The organism is Mitsuaria sp. TWR114, from assembly GCF_007997345.1.
Genome location: NZ_VOSR01000148.1, coordinates 1 through 19780, shown reverse-complemented (window position 1 = coordinate 19780; position 19780 = coordinate 1). Strand labels below are relative to the sequence as shown.

The following is a 19780-nucleotide window of genomic DNA, read 5'->3' as shown; positions in this document are numbered from 1 at the left end:
AACGCGATCGGCGCGGCCTTCAAGGCCGGTCCGCTGATGGACCCGCAACCGACCGTCGAGGGCGCACCACCGCGCAGCACGTTGAGCGTGGCGGGCCATACGCTGTCGAACATCGGCGCGAGCGTGCTGAATCGCGCGGGCGAGATGGTCAAGGCGACGACGGCGCTCGGCGTGATCTCGACGGTGACGGCGGCCGTGGCCAGGCCGCTCGCGGAGGCCGACCAGCGCGTGGCGATGGCCATCGGCGGCGCCATCGGCATCCACACGGCCATCAAGCCGTGGTTCGACTCGTCGGCCAAGGACATTCAGTCGTTCGACGCGAAGGTCAAGACCGACCGTCTGGAGGTGGTCAACGCGCAGGCGCAGGAGCAACTGGCGGCGGCGCAGCGCTGAGCGACCCGCGTCACCGATCGTGGGCCAGGCACGGACGTCTGGCCCATGACTTCGGCGATCTGGGGACCTCAGCAACGCCTGCCACCAGCGGTTCAACGGGTGTCCACCGGCGGTTGCGACCCGTGATGTCGATCTCGATATCGATCGGCGACAACTTGTGATCGCAGCCGCAGGTCGGTGCTTCGATGGCCCGTGATACCTTCCGCCGCGCTGTCGCGGCCGCCCGGCGCGGATTCACGCGTGAGGGCGCGGCGACGGCGTCAGAAGAACGAATCACGGAGACAGGAATGCTCAGTCGTCGCGCAATGATCCGCACCGGCATGGCGGGAATGGCCGGTGCCGCGGCCTCGACCTTGCAGGCGCAGGCGTCGCCCACCGCGCAAAGGTCGGCGCAGCGCGTGCTGGCGCCCACGCCGCCGATGGGCTGGAACAGCTGGAACAGCTTCGCCACCACCATCAACGAGGCGCAGGCGCGCGAGACCGCGCGCATCATGGCGGACAAGCTGCGGCCCGCCGGCTACGACATCTTCACCATCGACATCCAGTGGTACGAGCCCACGGCGTCGAGCTACACGTACAGCGAGAATCCCGAGCCCGCGATGGATGGGTACGGCCGGCTGATCCCGGCGGTGAACCGCTTTCCATCGAGCACGGGCGGCCGCGGCTTCGGGCCGCTGGCGGCGGATGTCCACGCGATGGGCTTGAAGTTCGGCATCCATCTGATGCGCGGCATTCCGCGGCTCGCGGTCAAGCGCAATCTGCCGATCCTGGGTACGTCGTACCGGGCCGCCGACATCGCCGACACGGCCAGCGTCTGCTCGTGGAATCCCGACATGTACGGCGTGGACATGCGCAAGCCGGGCGCGCAGGCGTATTACGACAGCGTCTTCGCGCTCTATGCGTCGTGGGGCGTCGACTTCATCAAGATGGACGACATGAGCCGTCCCTACGACGCGCATGCGCCCGAGATCGAAGCGGCGCATCGCGCGATCGTGCGCACGAAGCGGCCGATGGTGCTGAGCCTGTCGCCGGGCGAGACGCCGGTGATCCGCGGCGAGCACGTCCGCCAGTACGCGCAGATGTGGCGCATCTCGGACGACTTCTGGGACGACTGGAAGATGCTGGAGGCGCAGTTCACGCGGCTCGAGAACTGGAACCCGTGGCGCCGGCCGGGCGCCTGGCCGGATCCCGACATGCTGCCGCTGGGGCGCCTGGCGCTGGGCGAGCGGGATACGAAGTTCACCGCCGATGAGCAGCGCACGCTGATGACGTTGTGGGCGATCACGCGGTCGCCGCTGATCATGGGCGGGGACTTGCGCCACCTCGACGAAGCGACGCTGCAGCTGCTCACCAATCCGGAGGTGCTGGCCGTGGACCAGGCGAGCTCGGACAACCGGCCGCATTTCGTCGAGGACGGCGTGCGGATCTGGTCGGCGCGGCCGGCGGATGGGAAGGGGCGTTACGTGGCGCTTTTCAATCCCGGTGACAAGGCGCGAGAGGTTGGCGTCGCGTTGCGGGAGCTAGCGCTGGAAGGCGCGCAGCCGGTGCGTGACCTGTGGGCGCGACGCCCGCTGGGCGAGGCGTCAGGGCGGTTCGCGCAGACCTTGCCGGCGCATGGGGCGGGGCTTTATCGGATCGGGTAGGGTCCCTGAACATGACGAACGCATCCGCCGATTCGGGCGCGCAGTTGTGAAAAGAACCCCAGACGTTTCCGTCTGGGGTGAATGAGTTGCGTGCGACGGGTGTCGCACGACAACCCCTGGAACCGTCAACGCGCCTGCTTGACCTTGATCACGACCTTGCCCTTGGCTCGGCCCGACTTGACGTACTCGAGCGCTTCGTTGGTCGACTCGAACGGGAAGACCCGATCGATCACCGGCCGGATCGCGCCGGCGTCGATGAGCCGCGTGATCTCCTGCAACTGGCCGCCGTCTGCCTTCATGAAGAGGAAGGAGAACCGCTTGCCTTGGCTGGTCGCCTTGCGGCGGATGCCCGAGCTCAGCAGACGCATGATCAGCCGCACGAAGCCGGGGGCCCCGATCGTCTTGCCGAACTCGGGATCGGGTGGACCGGAGATCGAGATCACCTGTCCGCCGCGCTTGAGCACGCCAATGGACTTCTTGAGCGTGTCGCCATCCTGGCTGTTGAGCACGACGTCGTAGTCACGCAGGATGCCGTCGAAGTCCTGCTGCTTGTAGTCGATGACCACGTCGGCGCCCAGCCCCTTCACGAGGGCGACGTTGCTCGGGCCGGTCGTGGTCGCGACCGTCGCTCCGAGATGCTTGGCCAGTTGGATCGCGAAGGTGCCCACACCGCCTGATCCCGCCTGGATGAAGACCTTCTGCCCGCGCTTCAAGCCAGCCCGTTCGACGAGCGCCTGCCAGGCCGTCAATCCCACCAGCGGAATCGACGCTGCTTCTTCCATGGAGAGGTCCCTGGGCTTGAGGGCGAGAGACGTCTCCTTCACCGGCACGAATTGCGCGAAGGTGCCGATCCTGAAGTCGTCCACGCGCGCGTAGACCTCGTCGCCAGGCTTGAAGAGCCGGACATGCGGTCCCGTCTTGATCACCACGCCCGCGACGTCATGTCCGAGCACCAGCGGCAGGCGATAGGGCAGGATCAACTTGAACTCGCCATCCCGGATCTTGGAGTCCAGCACGTTCACGCTGGCCGCATGGACCTCGATCAAGACCTCGTCGTCCCGCAGCGCGGGCTGCGGCATCTCGGTCGGTACGAGCGCGCTGCGCTTTCCATAGCGCTCGAGGACAAAAGCTTTCATGGTTTTCCTTATGCGTGGCGAAACGAGCGATCAGGCGCTCATCTGGCGAGGAACGCCAGGGCCTTGGCCACGAAGTCGTCGTGGTACTGAAAAATTCCGCCGTGGCCCGCATCGGGGTAGATGGTCAGTTCGCTGTTGGGCAGACGCTTGGCCAGGTCGTACGTGTTGATCGTCGGCACCATCCGGTCGTCGTCGCCGTTGGCCACAAGGGCCGGTTGCCTGACCAGCGACAGGTCTGCAGCAGGCTTCTTCCCCCACGCGCTGAGGGCCTGCAATTGCGCGACGTACGCACCCGCGGCGATCCCCTTGTCACGGTTCTCGGTGCGCTCCTGCAGACGCGCCAGGAAGGCCTTGCCCGCCTCGATGCCCTTCGGCGTGCGGGTGAAGAAGAGGTACTGCTTCGGATCCTGACCCGTGAGGGTCGCCCGCAGGAGGTCGTAATTCGCTACGCCGGCCACCTCGCTGATGCCGGGACCGCCCGCCGGACCAGTGCCCGTCAGGATCAGCTTGCGGACGAGCCGCGGCTCCTTCAGCGCGATCTCCTGGGCGATCATCCCGCCCATCGAGAACCCGAAGAGGTCGACCTGCTTGAAGCCCTTGGCCTTGATGAAGCTGATCGCATCGTCCGCCATCTGCTCGATGGTGTTGGCCGGCGAGCCGGTGCTGGCACCCACCCCGCGGTTGTCGAACGCGACCACGTGATGCTTCGCGGCGATGCCGTCCACCACGCGGGGATCCCAGTTGTCGAGCACGGCGGCCAGGTGGGCAAGGAAGACGACCGGCGTGCCGCCGTTCTGCTGGCCGAGCTCGCGGTAGGCGAAGTCCACGCCATCCGCGGAGACGACCTGCGTCGGCACGTTCTGCCAGGTTGTCTTCTGAGACATGGCGCCGGTGGAGGCGCGCTCGCGGCTGAGGAAGGTCTGTCGACCGAGGCGCACGCCGTCAGCAGCACAGCGGAAAGCGCAAGGAGGCCTAGTCTGATTCTCGAGCGGGTGAACATGGTGTCTCCGGAGGAGGGGTGTGGGGGGCGGTGAAACGACTGACCTCAATGATGATGTTCGTCATCCAAAAAGTCAATGCTTTGATTATGGTCGGCATCTATTTATAGTTGCGGCCATTCACGCATCCACGCACGAGCGAGCCATGAAGGTCACCAAAGCGCAAGCGCAAGCCAATCGGGAGCATGTGGTCCGCACCGCCTCCACGCTGTTTCGGGAGAGGGGTTACGACGGGGTCGGCGTTGTCGACTTGATGGCTGCGGCGGGCTTCACGCATGGCGGCTTCTACAAGCAGTTCCAATCCAAGGCCGAATTGATGGCGGAGTCGGCCGCCTGCGGCATCGCGCAGACCGTGGAGCTGTCGGAAGGGATGTCGGCGGCGGCCTTCGTCAAGGCCTACGTATCGCGCGAGCATCGGGACGATCGAGCGCAGGGATGCACCATGGCCGCGCTTGGCGGCGATGCGGCGCGTCAGTCCGATGCGGTGCGAGCCGCGTTTGCCGACGGCATTGAAGGCATCCTGGCGGCGCTGAACCGCGACGGCACCACGCTCGAATCAGCGGATGCCAAGCAGGCCCGCGCAAAAGGGCTTGATCTGCTGGCGCACGTCGTGGGCGCGATCGTCATGTCACGCGCCTGTCCGGACGAATCGCCGTTGGCGGATGAGATCCTGACCGCTTGCCGGAAGGAAATTCTGGCGTTGCTCGCTCCGCCATCGCGCGTGCCGGCGGCTCGACGCAAGCGGGCTGAACGCGAGTAGCTGATCGGCCGGCGCGTGACTTGTGGACTCGCAAGTCTGGACCTCCTGCGGGAGGTCGCTGCTGGGCATCAATGGCGCTCGAAGGCGCCGAGGTCGGGCGCGGTCCCCTTGTAGGGCAGGCCGACGTCCGTGCCCTTGTTGATCAAGGTGCTGTGCGACGTCAGATGCAGATGATTCAGCCGCGGCAGGCTGCCGTCAGCTTGTCGCGGCGCATCCCATCCCGTGGTGGAGACATCTTCGAACTGGGCATCCGACATGATCTCGCGCAGATTCCAGGAGTTGTGGGCGTCATTGGCGCCCGACACATTCGACACCAAGGTCCCCGTATAGGCGATGTTGTTGCGCAGGTTCCCGAGATTGATCGCCGCGCCGCTCGCATCGATCCCCAGCATATTGAAGTCGGCGTAGTTGCCGTAACTCGTGTTGTTGAAGAAGTCGTTGGCCACCGGATGGTGGTTGGCGTAGAAACCCGAAGCCCGATTGTTGAAGGCGACAGAGAAGCGGACCGTGTGCTTCACCGCGTTGGGTACATAGACGCCTCCATATCCGCCGGCCTTGAAACCATTGCCATTGCCGTACCGGGCCGGCTTCATGGTATCTGGCACGTAGCCCTGCAGCCAAGCCCAGGAGTTCTCGATCGTCACCGAGGAGTAGGCGTTGATGAGGTCGAAACCATCATCCGAATTCAACCAGGCGCGGCAGCCTCGAAAGATATTCCCGGGATGATTGGCGGAAATGTGGGCGCCAAAGCCGTCCGCGCTTTGACCCGCCCCATTGGAGGTGAGGGGGTCGTAGTTGTGATGCGAGTCGGTATTCAGGACGAGGTTGTCGCCGCCATCCTTGATGAAGAGGCCCGGGCCCATGTTGTGATGGATGTCGAGCCGCTCGAAGATGTTGTGGCTGCCGTGGATCCAGATCCCCCAGGACTCGTGGTTCAGGTTGTTGTTCTGCCGGACATGCGTGACTTCGATCCCTTTCAGATGAACCCAATCGGCCGTCACGTTGAAACCCTTAACCCGGCAGTTGTCCCGAATGCCTTCGAAATCGAAAACCGGGGTTTCGCCGGGATAAGCCCAGTAGCGGATCGGCTGCTGCGGGGCGCCACTCTTCTTGAGATCGATCCCGCTCACAGTGTCGTAGGCGTCCTGGCACGAAGTGGTGCCCTTGTGATAGGCATAGGTGCCGCCACGAAAATACACGGTGTCCCCGGGTTGCGCCCTGATCTGCGCGTACGCCATCGAAGCCCATGGCGCATCGCGAGATCCCGCCGCAGTATCGCTTCCATCTGGCGCGACATAGTAGGTTTCTCCAAAAGCGGCGACCGTGGCAGTACTCAGCGCAAGCACTGCGAAGATTCTTTTGTGTTTCATGTCGACAGATCAATGCGGAGCACCCATTAAACAGGAGTCCACGCCGGTGGTCGTCACCGCAGCGTGACGATCCGGAGAAGATCCATGTATCTGTCTGTGAATTGCCATCCGCCCGCCATTTGCACGGTGGATGAGAAAGAAGACACGCACGTCGATATTTCGCGAGGAGTCTGCGCAGACTCGCCGCCATGACTGTCACGGCAGCCTGTCCTTGATGATCTGTCCGCCGACCTCCTTGGCGAACTGGCTGCCAGCCTCCTTCGCCGCCGCCTTGCCGGCTTCGCGCCGATCGGAACCGGTCGTAGATCGGGCGGCACCGCCCAGCGGGTGTGCGGACGGCTGTTGTCCGTCGCGTTCTGCCGATCATGGCGGCACCGACCGCCGCACCGAAGGTCTGACGGAAAGACAAGCCGCACCCCGCCGCGCCGGTCCTCGATCATCAGTCGCCCCGGCGCGACGCCCGTTGGGCGAGGCCTCAGGACGGTTCGCGCGGACCTTGCCGGCGCATGAGGCGGGGCTTTGTCGGATTGGGTAGTCCGTCGACAACGGACAGCGAGGCCGAGTAGCGAGTCTGCCGTCTCAGGACGCCGCGTAGAGCATCAGCCCGCGCTTGAGCAGCACGGGTTCGACTCGAGCGAAGCCGGCGTCCTGAAGCGCGACGCGTTGCTCTTCGACGGTCATGTAGAGCTGATCGTTCTTCATCCCGCCGGGGCCGGCGAAGTGATCGCAGACGAGGTAACGCCCCTGCGGCGCCAGCAGCCCTCGAACCTGCTCGTGAAGCGGGCGAGCGTGGCGCTTGTGGCGCAGCTCATGGACTGCCTGGTTCGTGACCACGTGGTCAAAAGGCCCGAGGCCCTCCATCCATGCGGGGTCGCGGAAGCTCTTCTCGATGAAGCGGATGCGGGCACTCGCCGCGCCGACCCGCTCCGCTGCAAGTTCATGCATGGCCGGCGAGAAGTCGAGCGCCGTGTAGGCGATGTGCGGGAGCGCATCGAGCAGGTACTTGGCGAGGAAGCCCGGGCCGGAGCCGAGCTCCAGCACCCGGAGCGCAGCGCCGGCGGCGAGCTGCGCGGCGAACTCCGCGAAGAATTCCGTCCGCCACGGGCGTTTCACCATCGCTTCATCGGCCCACTCGCGGGCGTCGGCCATCTGTCTCAGGTCGATGGGGCTGGGGACGTCGGGGACGGACATGCGAGGTGATTGTTGAAGTGTCGGGCCGGGGGGACTCTAAGCGAATGGGTGTGTGGTTCTGCATCGAAGCAGTTTTCGGATCAGCAGCAGGCTAGAGAGGACAGCGGGCATCTTTGCCCGGCATTCCTACGCGTCGATCGGCTCATACGCCACCACGCTCAGCCCAATCGTTCCTCGATACCCCATGTCCGCTAGTCCCGAGACCTTCGCCACGGCGACTCGTACAGATGCTGCTTCTTCCGTTTCAGCGGGCATCGGCGCGTGCCAGAACGACTTGGCGCCGTAGCCGCCGCTGCCATTCAGCAGCGCCAGCGATCGCAATCCGGGCGTGACCAGGGACACCCGGCACACCAGCGAGCGACCGACCGCAACCGAATGCGACTCGACGGCAGCGAAGTCGGACAGCACAAATTTCTGCTGCTTCGCCGAGAGACCGAATCGTGGCAGACGCTCGATCAATACGAGATTGCGAGCCCGATCGATGGTCGTGACGAATGCGCGCGCCTGGACGAAGTTCACAAGCACTGCGAACAACATCATCAAAGGAAACAACAGGAGCAAGAGCGCCTTCGGACTGGTGTCGTAGAACGTGAACTTCCAGAACATCCAGCTCAAGCCGGTCGCGAACACGAACAACCACAACCACATCGTCGTCGTCGCGGGGCGGATAACGACGGTGGTGTCGGTGACCTGTAGGGAACGAGGCATACAAAGGAGAAAAACGGTACGACGGATCGCAGCCGAAGCGATCGACCTCGACATTCTTGACTCTCAAGCGTCGGCTGGTTTGCATTTCAGCACGAGCTGCGCTTCAAGACATTTGGCACGTCCGCTCCCCAACCTTGAGCAGACTTCCCTCGTTGCCGTGACCGCAGCAAGTCGGTCGGAGCGCCCTTATATTCCCGCGCATGCACCAACTGCCCCACCTGCGGCCAGGGACGCTGGAAGACGCCACGACCATTGCAGCGCTGGCCATTCAGGTCTTTCTCGACACGTACGCGACGCAAGGCATTCGCCCCGATCTCGCCCGTGAGGTCTTCCGCGAATACTCGTCCGAAGCCTTTCAGGAGCGGATCAATCGCCCGGGCTGTCATTTCGTGCTTGCGGAGATCGATACGGCGCTCATCGGATTCGCGGAGGTCGATGCCTTCGCTACGCCATGCCCCGGCACCACGAGCGCCGGCGCCGAGCTGGTCCGTCTGTACGTGCAGCCGGCCTTCCAGCGTGTGAAGGTGGGACAGCGTCTGCTGGCCGCGGCGGAGGACGTCGCCAGGTCCACGGGTTTGCCCGCGCTGTGGTTGACAGCGTGGGACGGCAATCAACGCGCACGCGACTTCTACGCCGCGCGCGGCTACGCCGACATCGGCGAGACGGTCCACGTGATCGAAGGTCGGAGTTACGGCAACCGAGTGTTCCGCCGCGCGATCTGACGGCGGCGGCACGACGTAAGGTCGCCCGGCCGTCTGTTGGGCTGTGGAGAACTGCGGCTTCAGGCTGATCTGAGTCGTTCGTGGTCTAAGGCCTGAGGGGCAGCTGCTCCCCATAGCAGTCACAGGACTCCACTGTCCCGACGGGCGCCTTCATCCTCGGAACCGGCCGCTCGACTGTGGCGTCCGCCGCATGCCGACTTGAACGACCGCTTCTGTGCGACGCGACTGGCTCATGCCGACCCGATGCTGCCGCTCAGCTCGCGACCGTGAGCTACGGCAGAAGGCTGATGTCAGTCGGCCGTGCCCAACTCGTGGAACGTCGGCATCGGCCATCACCGGTCATTCGATGGCCTTCCCGGCACGTGGCCGGTTCACCGCTACTACCGGATACCGGACAGAGCTTCCGCCAGCCAGCATCTTTCATGCTCAGGCCTGAGCGACAAAGCCCTGAGTGGTGATCGCGTTGGCGTAGAAGGGCGCAATCTCGGAGAGGAACGCCGTCTGCTGCTCACGAGTAAATGCCGCCGACGCGTCGTAGATGACGTTGGTGTGGTAGCCCAGGTCATGCGCGTTTCGCATCGAAGATTCAACGCACTGCCTCAGCGCAAAGCCTGCGAGGTAGATGTCGAAGATGCGGTTGTTGCGAAGGTAGCTGTCCAGTGTGGTCGAAGCAAACACGCTGCTGCCGCCCGTTCGCTCGCGGATCACGTACTCGCCGTCCTGGGGCTCGAAGCCGGGAAAGAAGTCGGCCTGCGCACCGAGGAACGAGCCGTAGTCGCGCATCATCTTGCGCAGACCGTATTTCCCTTCGCCCAGCACCTTGAAGTGCGGCTCGAACTTGAGCGACGCATGAATGACCTCCATGCCTCTCTGGCGGGCCGCTGCGAGCGCGATCTTCGAGTTGGCGACGGCCTTGTCGAACTGCTCGCGGTCTTGGAACTGCCCGTTGATGCCGCCGGTCGGCGCCAACCAATCGTTGACGTACTCGATCAGGATCAGCGCGCTCTTGGACGATTGATTGCTCATGGTTTTGACTCCTTGGAGTGCGATTGGGTTGCATGAAATGGGGGTCAACCCGCCGCCAACAGGGCGCTTTGCTGGCGGAGATGCGCCAGGAAGCGGGAGGCGTAGTCCTCGGCAACGGCATGCCTCACGCTGGCTCGTGAGGCCAGCGCCTCTCGCCAGGCCGAGATGCGCGGCAGGCCATCGAAGACTTGCTGCGCCGCCGACGGGGCGATCAGCTCGAAGTAGCGAAAGAGCGGTGCGTAGACCGCATCGACCATGCCGAACGCCTCGCCGGCGAAGTACGGGCCTGCGGCGAGTTCCGCCTCCAGCTTGGCCAGGCGCTCGCGGAAGCTGGCGCGCTTTGCGTCGGCAGCCTGCGAGTCACGCGCATGGAGGAACTGCCAGCCTTCGGCGAAGGTCTGTGTGGCGAACTCGATCCAGGCGCGGTGCCGGGCGCGGGTTAGCGCGTCGTGGGGGTACATCGGCGCGCCGCCCTGTGTCTCGTCCAGGTACTCGCAGATCACGACGCTCTCGAAGAGCACTGCGTCTTCGGCATTGGCCTGGGGCACCTTGAGCACGGGTACCTTGCCGGTGGGCGACAGCGCGAGGAACCAATCGGGCTTGGCCGACAGGTCGACATTGACGCGTTCGAAGGCAACGCCCTTCTCCAGAAGGACGATTGCGGCGCGCTGCACGAACGGGCAGAGCGGGTGGCTGATGAGGGTGAGCATCATGAGGGGCATCTGTGTTGGCAGGGCTCAGGAAGGCGCCTTCGACTCGCCCGAGTCGCCAGGCGCCTTCGGCGCGCGGAACCTGGTGCGCTCAGCGATTGAGCAGGCGGCCGCGTCGACCACGATTTCCGTGCCGATCGACCAGCGGGATTCATCGGAGGCCAGGTACAGCACGGCCTTGGCCACTTCTTCAGCCGTGCCGAAGCGGCCCAGCGGGATGGTGGCCGCGATGTCCTTGTTCACCTGTTCGCGATAGGCCTCGGGGATGCCCAGCTTGTCGTACAGCGGCGTGTCGATGGGCCCCGGGCTGACCGCGTTGATGCGAACCCCGCGGCCGAGCAGCTCGGTCGACAGCGTCTTCGACATGTTCAGCACCGCTGCCTTGGTGGCGGCGTAAACGGAAGAGCGGTCCGAGCCGACGTGCGCGCTGACAGACGTGTTCAGGACGACCGAGGCCGAGGAGGCGAACACCGGCAGCAGCGACTGGATCAGGAAGTACGGGCCCTTGACGTTGACGTCGAACGAGCGGTCGAACATCTCTTCCGTCCAGTCCTCGATCGGCAGCCAGACCGAGATGCCCGCATTGAGGAAGGCCACGTCCAGCTGGCCATAGTGGTCCTTGACGGCCTGTGCCAGGGCCTTCTGCGCAGCCACGCTGGCCGAGTCGGCGCGCAGCACCAGCACCTCAGGCCCGAGTTCGGCCTGGGCCCTGGCGATGGAATCCGGGTTGACGCCGGTGACGATGACGCGGGCGCCTTCGGTCAGAAACTGCTTGGCAGTTTCCAGGCCGATGCCGCTGGTGCCGCCGGTGATGAGGGTACGTTTGCCTTGCAAGCGTGACATGAGGTTCTCCTGTAGACGGCCACCCACCGTGGCCGATGGGGAGAATGTGCATCCATGCCTCCAATTCGATAAGATGACTAAATCGAATACCGTCCATGCACTCAGAGCATGAATTGGAGGGGCGCTTGGACCGATTTCTGCTGATGACCTGCTTCGCGCGCGCCGTGGAGACGGGGAGCTTCACGGCCGCAGCCCGTGACTTGGGCCTGGGGCAGCCGAACGTGAGCCGCTACGTCGCATCGCTGGAGGACCACCTGCAGACCCGGCTGCTGCACCGGTCGACGCGCAAGCTCTCCCTCACGCCGGAGGGGGAGCGCTACTACGCGGACGTCCGGCGGATTCTTGATGCGGTGGACGAGTCCGAATCGTCATTCCGCAGCAACGTCGATCCGTCAGGACTGTTGCGGGTGGCCTGCCCCACCGCGCTGGCCCATGCCTTCGTGCTGCCGCACGTTCCGACCTTTCTGGAGCGCTATCCGAAGCTGACGCTGGACCTGCAAATCAATGACCGCTATGTCAACCTCGTCGACGAGGGGACGGAACTGGCCATTCGCATTGGCCAGTTGGAGGACAGTGCCCTGCGGGCCCGACGCATCGGGTCTTACGAGCGGGTGTTCGTGGCGAGTGAGAGCTACCTGGCGCGGCGCGGCGTGCCGCAAACGCCCGACGACCTCCGGGACCACGACTGCGTCATCTACACGCTGCTCTCGTCGGGGGCCACCTGGCGCTTTCGGGACGCCGATATCCCCGTTTCCGGCAGGCTCCGGGTGAACTCGCCAGAAGCGGTCAGCGCGGCGGTCATTGCGGGTCTGGGGGTCGGCCATGGTCCGGCGTGGCTCTTTGACGAAGGGCTGAGGAGCGGGCGCTTGAAGTTCATCTTGACCGGCTACTCAGCGTCGGCCGTCCCTGTCCAGATCGTCTACGTCGCAAATCGACTGCTGCCGACGCGAGCCACGGTGTTCATGGACTTCATTGCCGATGTGTTCTCGCGGACGCCTGCCTTTGGCGGCACCGCCAAGCCGGTCGGCAACATTCAAGAATGACTGCCATCCACGGATGGTTTGGCCTCAATCGCGCGACACCGCGTCGGCGCAGAGGCGGTGTCGCGCGTCTGCAGATGTGGAGCGCCATTCAACCAGTGATTCGCTCACAGTTTGCAGAACTTCTCCCAAGCAAAGACACTGGCTGTCCAACTTCTCGGGGTCAGTTCATTGCGTTGGTGGACACCATCCTGACCGCCTCAGCGCGCCGGTTCAAGGTGAGTTTGCCGGACGCATACGGCTCAGATTCGAAGCGCAACGGCTCGCTTTGAGGCATTGCGCGCGCAAGCGACAGCTTTTTCCCTTCGTACTCTCCACCTCGAAGGTCGGCCCTGGGTCAATCTGAGGCGGTCGCAGGCGTCAAGAGCGGTCGCTCGGACGGCATGAGTGCAGCCAGCAGCATCGAACGGCCGCTCTTGCCGTCAGGCCAGTTGGCCGGAGGCTGATCCGGCTGGCACCCGTAAGGCCGGTATGCGCTGATGTCCGGTCACGCGATGCCCAACGGCGACCGACCGCGAACGCTGCTAACCTGCCACCCACTCCAACGGAGCCTTTCTCAAAGCCTTCTCGGTATTGGACGCGCGCTCCACTTCAATGCCAGGGTGCATGCGCAGCACCTGACTGAATGACGGATAGACAAGCCGCCCCTCGCCGCGCCGCTCCTCAATCAGTCACTCGCCCCCTCTGCCGGCCGTGACCGCTGCGCCAGCAGGCGCTTTCTCACCGCATAAATGTTGTTCCGCAGCGCGTAAAGCTCTTCCGCATACGACAGCGGCACCGCGATGCGGTGCGTGACGCGGTCCAGCTCATCCAACTCATCGAGCAAAGCCTCCCGCTCGCCCGTGCCGGTTTCCAGCTTCGCCTCCACCTCGCGCAGTCGCGCATACCAGCGGAACACCCGCGAGCGCACGCGGAAGGTGTACAGCGGCGGCACCACGCGCGACAGCGGCAGCATCAGCACCAGCAGGCCGCCGACCACCAGCCACATGCGTTCCAGCAGATTGCCGGCCCAGAAGGGCAGGTAGCGCGCCCACGCCGGCGGCGTGCCGTTGATCGCGCGGTCGCCCTCGGCGCTGACGGGCAGCTCGCTGGTGCGGGTGTTGGGGAAGTCGCGCGCGCCGTTGAACCAGCCCGCCCCGCTGTGCTGCCCCAGCGCCGCCTGCGCGAACAGCTGGCGCAGCGCCGGGTGCGTCTGCTCGCGCGCCAGCAGCGCGGTGGTGGTGGCTAGCAGCGGCACGTCGTGCGGCGGCAGATCGGCCGCCAGGTCCACGACGCCGCGCGGCAGCGTCACGGTGGACAGGAAGGGCAGGTGGCGCGAATAGGCTTCGTTCTGCTCGAAGGCCATCAGCCCGATGGCCGGGTCGCGCAGCAGCGCGCGGATGAGCCCCGCCTGCGGCGCCGAGATCAGCACCGCAGCGTCCAGCCGGCCCTCGCGCAGCGCCGCGCCGGCGGCGTCGGGCGCGAGATTGGACAGCCTCAGATCGGCCGGTGTCATCTGATTCAGCGCCAGCAGCTTCTCGACGATCTGCGGCACGCCGCTGCCGTCCTGGTCCACATTGACGCGCAGGCCGCGCAGCTGGGTCAGGCGCTGCAATTCGCCGCCGGGCTGGCGGCGCGCGATGCCGAGATCACGGCGATAGAAGACCCAGATCGGCTCGTAGAACAGACTGCCCAGCGAGACGATGCCGGCCTCGGTATCGGCCGCCGGATCGGCCATGCCGCCGCGGACGAAGCCCACGTCGGCCGTGCCCGCGCGCAGGTGAGCCAGGTCGTCCTGCGCGCCTTCGCTGGCGATCAGCTCCACCTGGATGCGCTCGCGCGCCAGCGCCTTCGCATAACCCTCGCCGAAACCGGCGTAGGCGCTACCGGCCGGGCCGGTGGCCAGCCGCACTTGGCGCGGCGGCTGCGGGTCCAGCCACCAGTAGGCCGCGATCAGCAACCCGCCGCCGAGCAGCAGCAGCGGCCCCATCGAGACCATCATGTCGCGCAGCGTCTGCAGCATCAGGCGCAGGCTGCGGGTGGCATGCCATTGCTGGATCGGGGTCATGTCTTCGCCGGTGGAGGAACGGCTGATCGTAGTCCAGGCGTGCTGGCAAGACTCAATGGGAAGCCGGGCGAGTCCATGCCTGGACGTCGCCATGAGGAGACGGAAATTCTCGAGCCCCGTTTTGCGTCGCGAATGACACGACCAGCAGGATCAGGCCGATCGCGGCCGGCAGTGCGTCCTTCGGCTTGCCGGCACCGGCATGCGCGATCGCCGCCAGCAGCAGATGAAAGAACATGCCGGCATAGGCCAGGTCGCTCAATGGCGTGTTGATGCGCGACAGGACGGCCACGACCGCCAGCACCTTCAGCACGATGAGCAGCGGCACGAGGTAGCCGGGATAACCGAGCGCGGACAGCTGGGTCCTCACCCAGGCGGTCTTGAGCAGGTAGAGCGTCGCGGAGCTGAGGTAGAGCGCGGACAACAGCGCGGTGCTGATCCAGTAAACGGTGGATGCGGTCAAAAGCTTCTCCAGGGTGAATCGGGAGCCGGGAGAATGTCGGCCAGCCATCAAGCGCGCAAGTAGGATGAATTCGTCGGGGCCAGTATGGAAATGCAGACCAATGACCGCAGCGGCGTCAACATGCACGAGGAGATGCGGCGCGCATTCGCGCTGCTCTCGGGCAAATGGAAACTGGAGATCATGTGGCTGCTCAACCAGCGCATGCACCGCTTCGGCGAGCTGCGCAAGGCCATCCCCGGCATCACGCAGCACATGCTGACCGCTCAACTGCGAGAGCTTGAAGCGGACGGGCTGGTCTCCCGGATCGTTCATGCCGAGGTGCCGCCCCGCGTCGAATACGAGATCACGCCGAAGGCGCGCGGGTTGGGTCCGATGATGGCGGCCTTGCAGGCCTGGTGGGCGGAGTACGGCGACAGCGTGCCGGTCAAGGGGCCGCCGCGAGGCCGCCCGGCAAGGCCCGGACCCGCGGCGCCGTGAGACCGGAGCCGATCAGAACCGGTAGCCCGCGCCCACGCCCACCAGCAGCGGATCGATCTTGAACTTGCCCACCGACGCGCCGGCCGAGCGGACGTCCGTCGACATCTGGATCTTCTTCACGTCGACGTTGATCGACCAGCGCTTGTCCAGCATGTAGTCGAAGCCGGCCTGCGCGGCCAGGCCGACGCTGTGCTTCTTGATGCTCGGCTGCAGCGCCGCCTGCACCGCGGGATCGAAGTTCACGCCGGAGAAGAGCGTGTAGTTCAGGCCGGCGCCGAGGTAGGGACGGAAGCTGCCTTCCGGGTTGAAGTGGTACTGCGCCAGCAGCGTCGGCGGCAGCTGCTTGACGCTGCCGATGCGCGTGCCCTCGCTGTAGAGCGTGTGACGCTGCGGCACCGTCAGCACCAGCTCGGCCGCGATGTTGCGCGTGAGGAAGTAGCTGATGTCGACTTCAGGAATCGTCTTCTGGCTCAGCGACAGGCCAAGCCCGGTGCGGTCCTTGTCGGCCGGGTCGATCTTCACGGCGCGCACGCGCAGCTGCCAGGGCGATTCCTGCGCCTGGACTGGCATCGCGGTGGCGGCCAGGAGCGCCGCGAGCGACGCGGCGGCAAGGACGGGGCGGGTCGGGAGAGCGAAAGCGCGATCGGTCATGGGAACCTTGTGTTCATGGGAGAAGCCAGGCGTCCAGACCGGACGCCGCGCCGCCGTGGCCGGTGGATGGCGGCGTGCGAAAAATTCTCCGTGGCGGGAATGAATGCAACGCTCGCCGGACGATGAACAGGACATGAACGCGGACGCAAGCGACGCTCGCGGGCTCGCGGCGCCGGCCGCGGCGTGAGCGGATGCGCTGAGCGCGAGAGCCCGGTCCGGCCCGGCCTCAGCCCGCCTGCAGCACCTGGCCGAGGATCACCATGTCCCGGCTCTTCGCGTCCGCCCACACGATGCCCGGCAGGCGTCCCCAGGCGCTGAAGCCCTGCGCGCGGAACAGCGTCAGGCTGGCCGCGTTGTCGTGCCAGATGAAGGCCATCAGGCGGTCGATGTGCCACAGCGGCGCCTCGATCCGCGCGTGGGACAGCAGGCGCCGTCCGACGCCGCAGCCGCGCCAGCCGCTGGCGATGTAGATCGCGACCTCCGCCGCCGGCATGCAGGCGGGCCGGTCGGCGAAGCCGAGCAGGCTCAGCCATCCCACGACCTCCACGCCGGCCTGCGCGACCCACAGCGGCCGGCCATTGGCGCGATGCGACGCCATCCAGTTCGCGAGGCCGTCGGCCGCAACTGCGCCAGGCAGCTGCCGAGCACCGGTCGGCCGCCGGCGCGCGCGTCGACGCCTGGCAGCGGCGTGGGCAACGGCGGCAGCGACTCGTTGTAGATCCGGGTGATGGCCGCGAGGTCGCCATCCAGCGCCGGACGGATCGCGATCGCCGTCGCGGCCACGATGGGTGGCTCGCCCGTGATCGCCGCGAGCGCCACGGTGAACGCGGTGGAGGCGGGCAGGGCATCGGTCGTCGCAGTCATGGCGGTTCGGCGCTGAAGTCTGGGATGACCGCAATCTAGGAAGGACCGGGAGCCGTCATGGCACGCATCGCGAAGCGGCGCGCCGACGCGCGAAGGGAACGAGGCCCTCCCCGCGCGGCGCTTCGCGGCCGGGCACGTCGCTTCGCCCAGGGGCACGCCGGGCGCAGGGCGATGCCTACCCTCACCAATCGATAACACGCGGCGCACCGCGCCATCCCGGCCTTACCCAGGAGCAGCCATGTCCATCGATGCGATCGATCGCCCCTCGTCCGTGCAGCGCCCATCGGCGCTCGACCTCTACAGCCAGTTCCTCAACGCGCCCATGGCGCAGCCGCAAGGGCCCGCCAGCGGTGGGTCACCCGGCCAGCAGCTGATGGCCATGCTGGTCTACAGCCTCATGGCCGCCGCCCAGCCGCAGCAAGGCGGCGGCGCCCCTGGCCCGACACCGCCGCCGGCCCCGGATCGACCGCCGGCCCGGCCGGGCCGATGGGCCCGGGTACCGCGGGCAACAACCCGCAGGCCGGCCAGCTCGCGCTGATCAACAGCATCCTCCAGCTGCTGCAGGCCTTGCTGCCGCTGCTGCAGTCGCTCGCGCAGAACGGCCTGCAGCCCACCAGCGCCGCCAATCAGCTGGCCAACCAGTTCGGCGGTGGCGGCGGGGGTGGAGGCGGCGGCTTCGGTAGCGGAGCGGGCGGCGGCGGTGGCGCGATCATCGCGCCGGCCACCAGCGTCACCGAGACGTTGTCGTAGGACAGCCCCTCGACGCTGCGCGCGACCATGTTCTTGATCGCCGGCGTTAGCGCGGTGAGGTTGGCCTGCGGCCGGTACTTCACGAACACCGACGCGCTGGAGGGCTTGGCCTCCTGGGCCATCGGGTCGTTGTTGGGCAGCACGATGTGCACCCGCGCGGTGACCACGCCGTCGATCTGGCTCAGCGTCTCGGAGAGCTCCTGCGACACGCCGTGGATGAAGCGCACGCGCTCCTCGGTCGGCGAGGAGATCAGGCCTTCCTTCTTGAACATGTCGCCCAGGCTGACGTGCTTGTCCTGCGGCAGGCCCTGCGCGCGCAGCACCGCCAGCGCGCGCACGACGTCGGCCTCGTCGACCTTGACGCTCCAGGTCTTGCCGCTGTCGGGCGTCTGCTTGCTGGCGGTGATGCCGCTTTCCAGCAACGCCGACACCATGTGGTTGGCGTCGGCCTCGGTCTGCTTGGTGTAGAGGTCGGTGTCGCAGGCCGCCAGGCACAGCGCCAGCACGGCGCCGAGCAGCAGTCGCCAGGGCCGCGGGGCGTGGTCGTTGATCGTGGAAGGCATGTCGGAACTCCCTGGGTCCGTTCATCGCGGCCGGACTGCGCCGGCCGCCGGGACACGTCACTGGTTCTTCATCAAGGTCTGCAGGCCGCTCTTGCTGCTCTGCGCGACATAGACGCCGGCGTTGAACTGCACCTGCACCATCGACAGCTGATAACTCAGCGCGATGTGGCGCGAGGCCAGTTCGCCGGGATTCATCGCTGGCGCCTCCTGCGAGAACGCGCGCACGCTGTCGAAGGTCTGGCGCAGCACGCCTTCCTGCGCCTCGATGAAATGCGAGACCGGCGAGCGCTCGCCGACCTCGGTGCCGTGCGGCGCCGGCGCGGTGGGATGCTCCATCATCAGCCGCTGGAAGCGGTCGGACAGGCCGCCGAGCGCGTCGGGCGCGGCGGCGGCGCGATCCAGGACCTGCGTCGGGGCGGCGCCGGACACGGCGCCGATGGCGGGAACAGTCATGCGGATCTCCTGCGGGTGACTTCGGATGCGCGTCGCTTCAGGCGCGCAGCAGCGGCGCGTGCGGCAGCGAGCGCGGGTCGTAGTCGGCGAAGCTGGTGGCGGCCGGGGCCTCGGGCTCGGGCTCGCCGACATTGACGTCCTTGCCCAGCAGCAGCCGCACCAGGCTGCGCGCTTCCTGCGTGGAGTCGCCCTCGATGACCTCGTTGGCGCTGACGCTCCAGGCCGGATCGCCGACGGCGAACTGGCAGAAGGCCATCAGCGCGCGGCCCAGGCTCCAGTTGCGCGTGTTGGCGTCGAGGTTGTTGAGCGTGCGGATCGCGTCGTGCCAGTGGCCGCGGCTGATCGCGATCCAGGCCTCGAAGGTGTCGAGCTCGGTCAGGTGGGGGCGCAGCTGGCGCACCGCCACCAGCACCGTCTCGGCGTCCTCGGTGCGCTTGTGCGTGATGCCGAGGCTGACGATCTCGATGAGGGCGCGGACGAAGGGTTTGCGATGAAAGGTCGGATCCATCTGTGTGCTCCTGGGGAAGTGCCTGTCCTGAACGGACGCGTGTCCGCTCGGGACAGGCACGTCGCGTGCGAGGACGCGGCGTGCCTGGCGGGGGCCGCGAACGGCCCCCGCGCATGGACATCAGAACAACATGCCGGTGGTGCGGCCGTTGAAGATGTTGAACAGGTTCACGCCCTGGGTCAGCTCGCTCTGCGACAGGTTGGGACCGCCGTAGGTCTGGGCCCAGTTCAGCGCATCCACCTGGGTGAACGGCTGGTTCAGGCTGGTGAACGGCTGCTGCGCGAAGGACGCGTTGTACGGCGAGGCCACGCCACCGGCGTAGGGCTGCTGGAAAGCGGTGAACGGCTGCTGCGCGTACGACTGCGTGTAGGGCGAGGCGTACGGCGAGGCCGCGAACGGCTGCTGCCCGAAGGGCTGCTGGTAGGCGGGGATGCCGCCGCCGAGGCCACCCAGGCCGCCGCCGAGGC

Annotated in this window: 21 protein-coding genes and 3 pseudogenes; 7 read left to right on the top strand and 17 right to left on the bottom strand. The window is 66.3% G+C overall.

The features are described from left to right. Window positions 1-393 (top strand): annotated as a pseudogene (locus FUT87_RS06945) (type III effector protein); the annotation flags it as partial. 287 nt (window positions 394-680) lie between these two features. Then, complete coding sequence (locus FUT87_RS06940; RefSeq protein ID WP_147240539.1) at window positions 681-2036, top strand: glycoside hydrolase family 27 protein; 1356 nt, start codon at window positions 681-683, stop codon at window positions 2034-2036. A 125-nt stretch (window positions 2037-2161) separates the two neighbouring features. Here FUT87_RS06940 and FUT87_RS06935 read toward each other — a convergent pair whose 3' ends face one another. After that, on the bottom strand, window positions 2162-3172 hold the full coding sequence (locus tag FUT87_RS06935; RefSeq protein ID WP_147240538.1) for an NADP-dependent oxidoreductase: 1011 nt from the start codon (window positions 3170-3172) through the stop codon (window positions 2162-2164). A gap of 38 nt (window positions 3173-3210) precedes the next feature. Continuing rightward, the gene (locus FUT87_RS06930) at window positions 3211-4056 is read right to left on the bottom strand and encodes an alpha/beta fold hydrolase (protein ID WP_147240537.1); all 846 of its coding nucleotides are present in this window, start codon (window positions 4054-4056) and stop codon (window positions 3211-3213) included. Window positions 4057-4315: 259 nt separating this feature from the next. On the opposite strand from FUT87_RS06930, the gene FUT87_RS06925 reads away from it, so the two are divergent. Continuing rightward, complete coding sequence (locus FUT87_RS06925; RefSeq protein WP_147240536.1) at window positions 4316-4930, top strand: TetR/AcrR family transcriptional regulator; 615 nt, start codon at window positions 4316-4318, stop codon at window positions 4928-4930. A 68-nt stretch (window positions 4931-4998) separates the two neighbouring features. On the opposite strand, the gene FUT87_RS06920 is transcribed toward FUT87_RS06925, so the two are convergent. The 3 genes from FUT87_RS06920 to FUT87_RS06910 form a co-directional block, all read right to left on the bottom strand. Continuing rightward, complete coding sequence (locus tag FUT87_RS06920; RefSeq protein ID WP_091733576.1) at window positions 4999-6300, bottom strand: right-handed parallel beta-helix repeat-containing protein; 1302 nt, start codon at window positions 6298-6300, stop codon at window positions 4999-5001. Window positions 6301-6879: 579 nt separating this feature from the next. After that, window positions 6880-7491, bottom strand: coding sequence for a class I SAM-dependent methyltransferase (locus FUT87_RS06915; RefSeq protein WP_091733578.1), 612 nt, complete (start codon window positions 7489-7491; stop codon window positions 6880-6882). Window positions 7492-7617: 126 nt separating this feature from the next. After that, window positions 7618-8253: a hypothetical protein gene (locus FUT87_RS06910; protein WP_091733580.1), complete on the bottom strand. Its 636-nt coding sequence runs from the start codon at window positions 8251-8253 to the stop codon at window positions 7618-7620. 146 nt (window positions 8254-8399) lie between these two features. Here FUT87_RS06910 and FUT87_RS06905 point away from each other — a divergent pair, with 146 nt between their 5' ends. Continuing rightward, on the top strand, window positions 8400-8921 hold the full coding sequence (locus FUT87_RS06905; protein WP_091733582.1) for a GNAT family N-acetyltransferase: 522 nt from the start codon (window positions 8400-8402) through the stop codon (window positions 8919-8921). Between the two features lie 426 nt (window positions 8922-9347). Here FUT87_RS06905 and FUT87_RS06900 read toward each other — a convergent pair whose 3' ends face one another. The 3 genes and pseudogenes from FUT87_RS06900 to FUT87_RS06890 form a co-directional block, all read right to left on the bottom strand. Then, window positions 9348-9947: an isochorismatase family cysteine hydrolase gene (locus tag FUT87_RS06900; RefSeq protein WP_091733584.1), complete on the bottom strand. Its 600-nt coding sequence runs from the start codon at window positions 9945-9947 to the stop codon at window positions 9348-9350. A gap of 44 nt (window positions 9948-9991) precedes the next feature. Then, entirely contained in the window at window positions 9992-10669 is a 678-nt protein-coding gene (locus tag FUT87_RS06895) for a glutathione S-transferase family protein (protein ID WP_091733586.1), read from the bottom strand. A gap of 79 nt (window positions 10670-10748) precedes the next feature. Next, window positions 10749-11500, bottom strand: a pseudogene (locus FUT87_RS06890) (SDR family oxidoreductase). A 125-nt stretch (window positions 11501-11625) separates the two neighbouring features. On the opposite strand from FUT87_RS06890, the gene FUT87_RS06885 reads away from it, so the two are divergent. Further along, the gene (locus FUT87_RS06885) at window positions 11626-12543 is read left to right on the top strand and encodes a LysR family transcriptional regulator (protein WP_255511707.1); all 918 of its coding nucleotides are present in this window, start codon (window positions 11626-11628) and stop codon (window positions 12541-12543) included. A gap of 664 nt (window positions 12544-13207) precedes the next feature. Here the strand turns inward: FUT87_RS06885 and FUT87_RS06880 are convergent. Both FUT87_RS06880 and FUT87_RS06875 read right to left on the bottom strand, forming a co-directional pair. Beyond that, the gene (locus FUT87_RS06880) at window positions 13208-14587 is read right to left on the bottom strand and encodes a TAXI family TRAP transporter solute-binding subunit (RefSeq protein ID WP_091733590.1); all 1380 of its coding nucleotides are present in this window, start codon (window positions 14585-14587) and stop codon (window positions 13208-13210) included. Between the two features lie 52 nt (window positions 14588-14639). After that, window positions 14640-15173, bottom strand: a complete 534-nt coding sequence (locus tag FUT87_RS06875; RefSeq protein WP_255511706.1) for a DoxX family protein — start codon at window positions 15171-15173, stop codon at window positions 14640-14642. On the opposite strand from FUT87_RS06875, the gene FUT87_RS06870 reads away from it, so the two are divergent. Further along, window positions 15132-15524, top strand: a complete 393-nt coding sequence (locus FUT87_RS06870; RefSeq protein ID WP_147240533.1) for a helix-turn-helix domain-containing protein — start codon at window positions 15132-15134, stop codon at window positions 15522-15524. The genes FUT87_RS06875 and FUT87_RS06870 overlap by 42 nt on opposite strands. Before the next feature lie 12 nt (window positions 15525-15536). Here FUT87_RS06870 and FUT87_RS06865 read toward each other — a convergent pair whose 3' ends face one another. The 3 genes from FUT87_RS06865 to FUT87_RS06855 all read right to left on the bottom strand — a co-directional run bounded on the left by FUT87_RS06865 (window position 15537) and on the right by FUT87_RS06855 (window position 17039). Continuing rightward, window positions 15537-16175, bottom strand: coding sequence for an OmpW family protein (locus FUT87_RS06865; protein WP_147240532.1), 639 nt, complete (start codon window positions 16173-16175; stop codon window positions 15537-15539). A 226-nt stretch (window positions 16176-16401) separates the two neighbouring features. Beyond that, window positions 16402-16773, bottom strand: coding sequence for a GNAT family N-acetyltransferase (locus tag FUT87_RS06860; RefSeq protein WP_147240531.1), 372 nt, complete (start codon window positions 16771-16773; stop codon window positions 16402-16404). Further along, a complete protein-coding gene (locus FUT87_RS06855) occupies window positions 16701-17039 on the bottom strand; it encodes a hypothetical protein (protein WP_147240530.1) in 339 nt (112 codons plus the stop codon). Before FUT87_RS06855 ends, FUT87_RS06860 begins: the two co-directional genes overlap by 73 nt. A 238-nt stretch (window positions 17040-17277) precedes the next feature. Between FUT87_RS06855 and FUT87_RS28515 the strand changes: the two genes are divergently transcribed. Then, on the top strand, window positions 17278-17577 hold the full coding sequence (locus FUT87_RS28515) for a hypothetical protein (RefSeq protein ID WP_186830399.1): 300 nt from the start codon (window positions 17278-17280) through the stop codon (window positions 17575-17577). An 88-nt stretch (window positions 17578-17665) separates the two neighbouring features. On the opposite strand, the gene sctJ is transcribed toward FUT87_RS28515, so the two are convergent. The 4 genes and pseudogenes from sctJ to FUT87_RS28510 all read right to left on the bottom strand — a co-directional run. Further along, the gene (sctJ, locus tag FUT87_RS06850; RefSeq protein ID WP_186830398.1) at window positions 17666-18352 is read right to left on the bottom strand and encodes a type III secretion system inner membrane ring lipoprotein SctJ; all 687 of its coding nucleotides are present in this window, start codon (window positions 18350-18352) and stop codon (window positions 17666-17668) included. A gap of 57 nt (window positions 18353-18409) precedes the next feature. Beyond that, complete coding sequence (locus FUT87_RS06845) at window positions 18410-18805, bottom strand: hypothetical protein (RefSeq protein ID WP_183480192.1); 396 nt, start codon at window positions 18803-18805, stop codon at window positions 18410-18412. A gap of 37 nt (window positions 18806-18842) precedes the next feature. Continuing rightward, entirely contained in the window at window positions 18843-19313 is a 471-nt protein-coding gene (locus FUT87_RS06840) for an HrpB1 family type III secretion system apparatus protein (protein ID WP_091733512.1), read from the bottom strand. A gap of 120 nt (window positions 19314-19433) precedes the next feature. After that, a pseudogene (locus FUT87_RS28510) lies at window positions 19434-19780 on the bottom strand (hypothetical protein); the annotation flags it as partial.

Bases quoted from the DNA above. Each gene is read 5' to 3' on its own strand.
- FUT87_RS06940 (WP_147240539.1), top strand. From the start codon at position 681: ATGCTCAGTCGTCGCGCAATGATCCGCACCGGCATGGCGGGAATGGCC.
- FUT87_RS06935 (WP_147240538.1), bottom strand. From the start codon at position 3,172: ATGAAAGCTTTTGTCCTCGAGCGCTATGGAAAGCGCAGCGCGCTCGTA.
- FUT87_RS06930 (WP_147240537.1), bottom strand. From the start codon at position 4,056: ATGTCTCAGAAGACAACCTGGCAGAACGTGCCGACGCAGGTCGTCTCC.
- FUT87_RS06925 (WP_147240536.1), top strand. From the start codon at position 4,316: ATGAAGGTCACCAAAGCGCAAGCGCAAGCCAATCGGGAGCATGTGGTC.
- FUT87_RS06920 (WP_091733576.1), bottom strand. From the start codon at position 6,300: ATGAAACACAAAAGAATCTTCGCAGTGCTTGCGCTGAGTACTGCCACG.
- FUT87_RS06915 (WP_091733578.1), bottom strand. From the start codon at position 7,491: ATGTCCGTCCCCGACGTCCCCAGCCCCATCGACCTGAGACAGATGGCC.
- FUT87_RS06910 (WP_091733580.1), bottom strand. From the start codon at position 8,253: ATGTCGAGGTCGATCGCTTCGGCTGCGATCCGTCGTACCGTTTTTCTC.
- FUT87_RS06905 (WP_091733582.1), top strand. From the start codon at position 8,400: ATGCACCAACTGCCCCACCTGCGGCCAGGGACGCTGGAAGACGCCACG.
- FUT87_RS06900 (WP_091733584.1), bottom strand. From the start codon at position 9,947: ATGAGCAATCAATCGTCCAAGAGCGCGCTGATCCTGATCGAGTACGTC.
- FUT87_RS06895 (WP_091733586.1), bottom strand. From the start codon at position 10,669: ATGCCCCTCATGATGCTCACCCTCATCAGCCACCCGCTCTGCCCGTTC.
- FUT87_RS06880 (WP_091733590.1), bottom strand. From the start codon at position 14,587: ATGACCCCGATCCAGCAATGGCATGCCACCCGCAGCCTGCGCCTGATG.
- FUT87_RS06870 (WP_147240533.1), top strand. From the start codon at position 15,132: ATGGAAATGCAGACCAATGACCGCAGCGGCGTCAACATGCACGAGGAG.
- FUT87_RS06865 (WP_147240532.1), bottom strand. From the start codon at position 16,175: ATGACCGATCGCGCTTTCGCTCTCCCGACCCGCCCCGTCCTTGCCGCC.
- FUT87_RS06860 (WP_147240531.1), bottom strand. From the start codon at position 16,773: ATGGCGTCGCATCGCGCCAATGGCCGGCCGCTGTGGGTCGCGCAGGCC.
- FUT87_RS06855 (WP_147240530.1), bottom strand. From the start codon at position 17,039: ATGACTGCGACGACCGATGCCCTGCCCGCCTCCACCGCGTTCACCGTG.
- FUT87_RS28515 (WP_186830399.1), top strand. From the start codon at position 17,278: ATGTCCATCGATGCGATCGATCGCCCCTCGTCCGTGCAGCGCCCATCG.
- sctJ (WP_186830398.1), bottom strand. From the start codon at position 18,352: ATGCCTTCCACGATCAACGACCACGCCCCGCGGCCCTGGCGACTGCTG.
- FUT87_RS06845 (WP_183480192.1), bottom strand. From the start codon at position 18,805: ATGACTGTTCCCGCCATCGGCGCCGTGTCCGGCGCCGCCCCGACGCAG.
- FUT87_RS06840 (WP_091733512.1), bottom strand. From the start codon at position 19,313: ATGGATCCGACCTTTCATCGCAAACCCTTCGTCCGCGCCCTCATCGAG.